Raw genomic sequence first — 4,409 nt, forward strand, 5'->3', positions numbered from 1 at the left:
AATGTCATTCTGGAGCTATCTTGGCGATAGACTGGGAATTGCTGATGCGCCAGCCGTCCCGCGCCTGGCAGATCTGGTCAGCGACCGCTGCTCCTTAGCGTGATCGCCAACGGTTTTGCCCCTATTACCGGTTTCGGGCCTAAGCCGTTGTCATTGTGGGCATTTTTGATGGAGGCTTGAGTGACGCGAGTTCTCTTCAGTACGTTTGCTGCCGTTATGATCGCGGCTGGGGTGGGGATAGGGTTAAGCATGCCTGCCCAAGCTCAGGTTGGCGTCGAGATCGGGCCTGGTGGGGCCAGGGTCTACGAACAGCGTCCTCAGGTGGAGCGGCGGATCATTGAACGTCGTTCTCCAGCCCGTCGCGTGGTGGTTGAGGAAGATGACGATGACGAGGTGTGCGAAACCCGCGCCCGCCGTGTCCGGGTGAATGGCGTCATGCGCACTCGCCGGGTAACCGTCTGCGAATAATCACCTGATCTTGAGGGCGGCGGCATCATCTCGCCGACCAGAACGGCAGGCTTGAGGGGTTCAGCAGCAACGCTGGATGGAACTCGCCAAGACCTGTGCCCGGACGGCGGCTGCCTCCGGTGTTCGGGCGACATTCCACCAGGGGCCCTGGACCATTGGCATATTTACTTGCTGCGGCTATGGCAGCGGCCCTGCAACGGTTTCGGCGGCAATATCAGTGAGCGGACGGGTTTATCCGGAGTACGCTTTTGTTGGTCGAGTTCAGTCTTCTGCCGGGTCCTTTTTGGATGAACGACATTGGGCAGCGGCGGACCAGCGTTTCATGACGCTAGATCCGCGATCCGGGCCTCATGGGTTTATTGTTTGCTTTTTACGGCATGAAGGAGGCTGGGATGCGACTTGTGATTCTGCTCCTTGGCCTGCTTGGCGGTCTGGTTCTGGTGGGGATGCTGGTGGCGCCGTACCAACCAGGGCTTCGAGGCTGGTATCTTCAGAATGCATGCCCTTACCTTGACCAATTCAGCCAAGACATCTGCGCGGCAGCACGGCGAGAAGCCGGGCAGGGAGGCACTCAACCGTCAACGTCGGGCGAGCCAAAGCGGTAGCGGTAAGTCGCGGCGTGGTCGATGGAGATGCCTCGCTCGATCACCTCTTCGCTCCACAGCTTCAGGTCAGAGAAGCGATTAGGTGTGTTTGTTGGATCAGGGTCTGTCTCACCGTCCCATTCAGAAGTCACAAGGTGGTCTCCCTTGGCAGCCGAGTAGTCGAGGCAGAGCCGGTGCTGGTCGTTAGGGAAGCTCTGCGCCGGTTAGCCGTTCCTGAGCCGACCAGTCCGATTCCGGCTGGGCTGTGAGGGTAAGACGAAGCCCTCCTCCATCCTCCGCGTCATGCATCAGCGACGGGCATCCAGAAGTATTGGATGTGCCCAGTCTCAGCGTTTGTGGCCGCACGCATGCAGAGTGACCATATGTCTCCTGCAAATGGTCCGTCAGACAGTATACGAAGACAATATTGCGAACTATTTATTGCTCAGCTTTAGCCGGTTTTCTTCCGGCTAATTCAGATTGTGCACTCCCATGAATAAATCATCTTACCAGATGCAAATTTATCCCCCTCGATCTCAGGCGGATATTGTTCTACATCATGGTCGGCGGAGCGGGCATGCCCGCTCCCAGCGATTAGGTCATGTGTCGGCCCGCTATGTCAGGGCGATCCTGCGCTTGCCTCTCTATGGTGTGCGGATTGTCATGCATCACATCGCCGGACCTCGCGCTTGGCAACGGATCCGGCTTTTGCCCGTGCCGAGCGGGATAGGTCCTATGTACATCCCTCGTGGACCTGAACGGGTGAAGGCGATCGTCCCCGACTTCCATGCCCTTGCTCCGGATCAACAGGCGAAGGTCGCCAAGAACCTTGCCCAGTTGTGGGAGAATTTCTTGGGCGTATTCGGTGGATTGAGCGGGTTCTGGGCGTCGCCATTGGAGGAGCAGAAAGCGTGCATGGTCAAGCTTGAGGCGGCTGTGCAGCGCTTGGAGCCGCACAAGCGCTCCGTGACCGGCTTCCAGTATGTCACGATTGAGCTGATGCGGCTCTATCTTGCTTTCTTGTTCGTCGGTCGCACCGACACATTGGCGGTTGAGCTTGGAGCCCTTGTGGTTCCGCTGATCGACCGGGGACGGTTGATGGCTGCGACGTCACAAGAAGTCGCCCTCTGACCGACAACGACATTTCCGTAACCGGGTCGAGTTGGCACTCTCACGAAAACAGCTGACAGGCCGGAGCTGAGTACGACTCGCAGGCGAGGTAGTAGAGTGGCCTCGCCGGGGCTGGGGTAACCAGCCGGGCGCCCTCGCCACATGCGAAGCCGCTTCGTTCAAGCCGACCGCAAGCACAGATATTCCGAACGGCGTCGCGCCGGCACTCTCAGGGATCACGCGCAGGATCGTAGCGGGACCGGGAGGATTCGTAAGCCGGAGCTAAGCCAGCGGCACGGGTGGCAGCAGTTCGAGAAACTGCGATGGGCCTTGCCATCATCAGCGACAAAGGCGAACGCGACGGGTGTAGGTGTACCCCGAGGAGCTGATCACTCGGCGCGGAGCGACGTAGCAACGTGGAGCCGCACGGGCCGCGGAACCGGCTATGATGGCGCCCAAGGCCATTCCGCCGATCAACCCAGTCGCGAGGGCCGCACCGGCATTCGAGCGCCGTTCGCGGTAGTAGTAATAGCCCGGATCATAGCCGTAGCCGCCGTAGTACGCCGGGGCATAGCCATAGCCCCCATAGAAGCGGGAAGGATAGCCATATCCGCCATAGGAGCCGGGATGATACCCGCCATAACGCCACCCACCGTAAGCAGGCCCACCGTAGTAGCCGCGAGGACCATACCAGCCAATGCCGTATGGACCCGCTACCATGCCGTTGCGCCATGTTCCGGTTCTCATGCCCGCCTCCGCAACGGTCGGTGGGAGGCTCAAGCTTGTGCAGGTCAGAACTATAAGGACAACCTTAGCTACCTTGGAGGTCATGACACCCTCCCAGAGAACTCACGCTATCAGCATACCACAGAAGCCCCTGTACGGGCTGAGTTTCGGGCGCAGAGAACAGGTTGGAGCTGACCCTCTCATCAACAGCCGAGCCGTTCGAGCCTTGCCGGAAGTGCATGCTCTCCTTCGGCTCCGTTCGTGCAGCTGCGAGTGCCGGCCGCAGGTCAGATGAGTTCGCGCGCCGCCAGCTCGTTCTTCAGATACGCATAATAGATCGGGGCGGCCACCAGGCCGGCGATCCCGAAAACAGCCTCCATGACCAGCATGGCCACGAGAAGCTCCCAGGCGCGGGCGCTGATCTGCGTTCCCATCACGTGGGCATTCACAAAATACTCCAGCTTGTGAATGGCGATCAGAAACAGAAGGGAGCTGATCGCCAACACGGGTGACACGCTGAGACTGACAACCACGATCGCGGTGTTGGAGATCAGGTTGCCGATCACCGGCAGAAGCCCGGCGATGAAGGTCACAGCGATCAAGGTTTTCGTCAAAGGCAGTTGGCCCCCCAGCATCGGAACGAGGCCCAACAGATACAAACCCGTCAGGACGGTGTTCAGAGCGGAAATCCGCACCTGCGCGAACACTACGTTGCGGAAAGCCTCACCGAGCAGGCGCGCCCGCTCTCGTAGGGCTTGGGCCAGAGGGCCGTGCTCGGTCTCGCCCGCCTCGTGGCTGACGGCGATTATGGCGCCGATGACCATGCCAACAATGATGTGGACCAGGGCCCACCAGACATCCTGGTCCACCAGCCGGAGCTGGCCCGCGTTCTCACGCAGCCAAGCCGATGCGGCACCCTTCAGCTCCTGAGGATCGGCCGGAACATAGCTGCCGAGCCAATCGGGCAGCAAGGGACGGGCGCTCTCGATCACCTCGGCCATGCGCTGCAGCAGAATGGCCAGGCTGTCCGACCCACCAGACAGCAAAGACATCAGCCCGAGGATCCCGGCGCCAATGACGACGACCACAACCGTGGCGAGCAGCGACACGACCAGGATCTTGCCGGCCTGGCGAGTTACGAGGGTGCTGGGGCGTGGGGCTAAGTGGTGCATCCGGTAAGTCATGTGGCCCTCGGCAGGAGGGCAATGCCGGGCGAGCGGCGAGGCCGATGCCGACGGCGTTTGCCCCAGACGAAGGGATGGCGGTGTGCATTCCAGTAGACCGTGGCGCGGTGGATCGCCTCGGTGATCTCGTCCCAGCTCTCGAAGCGCCGACCCGCTAATGCGAGGGAGCGCAGAATTTTCCACCAGGGCTCGATCAGGTTGAGATACGCGGCGTACTTGGGCTGGAACACCATCTCCCAGCGCGGATGGGCGAGCAGGAACAGCAGCACGTCTGTCGTGCGGTGCGAACTCAGGTTGTCCATGATCGCGTAGATCCGCTCGGTCGTGCTCGGGATCC

General features: G+C 60.6%; 5 protein-coding genes. 2 read left to right on the forward strand and 3 right to left on the reverse strand.

Going from position 1 to position 4,409, the window contains the following annotated elements; translation table 11 throughout:
- The first annotated feature begins 249 nt into the window (after window positions 1-249).
- Together FS320_RS38775 and FS320_RS38785 are read left to right on the forward strand one after the other, a co-directional pair.
- A complete protein-coding gene (locus FS320_RS38775; RefSeq protein WP_152717670.1) occupies window positions 250-468 on the forward strand; it encodes a hypothetical protein in 219 nt (72 codons plus the stop codon).
- A gap of 1,319 nt (window positions 469-1,787) precedes the next feature.
- A complete protein-coding gene (locus FS320_RS38785) occupies window positions 1,788-2,183 on the forward strand; it encodes a hypothetical protein (protein WP_152717674.1) in 396 nt (131 codons plus the stop codon).
- A gap of 318 nt (window positions 2,184-2,501) precedes the next feature.
- Here the strand turns inward: FS320_RS38785 and FS320_RS49055 are convergent, their stop codons facing one another.
- The 3 genes from FS320_RS49055 to FS320_RS38800 all read right to left on the reverse strand — a co-directional run.
- A complete protein-coding gene (locus FS320_RS49055) occupies window positions 2,502-2,909 on the reverse strand; it encodes a hypothetical protein (protein ID WP_244627662.1) in 408 nt (135 codons plus the stop codon).
- 266 nt (window positions 2,910-3,175) lie between these two features.
- Window positions 3,176-4,072: an AI-2E family transporter gene (locus FS320_RS38795; protein ID WP_152717676.1), complete on the reverse strand. Its 897-nt coding sequence runs from the start codon at window positions 4,070-4,072 to the stop codon at window positions 3,176-3,178.
- Window positions 4,069-4,409, reverse strand: a 341-nt coding sequence (locus tag FS320_RS38800) for a transposase (RefSeq protein WP_202882953.1), incomplete at its 5' end; no start/stop codon positions are given. The genes FS320_RS38800 and FS320_RS38795, both read right to left, overlap by 4 nt.

The sequence above is a fragment of the Microvirga tunisiensis genome, from assembly GCF_009296175.1.
GTDB classification, from domain to species: Bacteria; Pseudomonadota; Alphaproteobacteria; order Rhizobiales; family Beijerinckiaceae; genus Microvirga; species Microvirga tunisiensis.

What these genes read in the sequence shown, in the direction of transcription:
- FS320_RS38775 (WP_152717670.1), top strand. Translation starts at nt 250, where the DNA reads ATGCCTGCCCAAGCTCAGGTTGGCGTCGAGATCGGGCCTGGTGGGGCC.
- FS320_RS38785 (WP_152717674.1), top strand. Translation starts at nt 1,788, where the DNA reads ATGTACATCCCTCGTGGACCTGAACGGGTGAAGGCGATCGTCCCCGAC.
- FS320_RS49055 (WP_244627662.1), bottom strand. Translation starts at nt 2,909, where the DNA reads ATGAGAACCGGAACATGGCGCAACGGCATGGTAGCGGGTCCATACGGC.
- FS320_RS38795 (WP_152717676.1), bottom strand. Translation starts at nt 4,072, where the DNA reads ATGACTTACCGGATGCACCACTTAGCCCCACGCCCCAGCACCCTCGTA.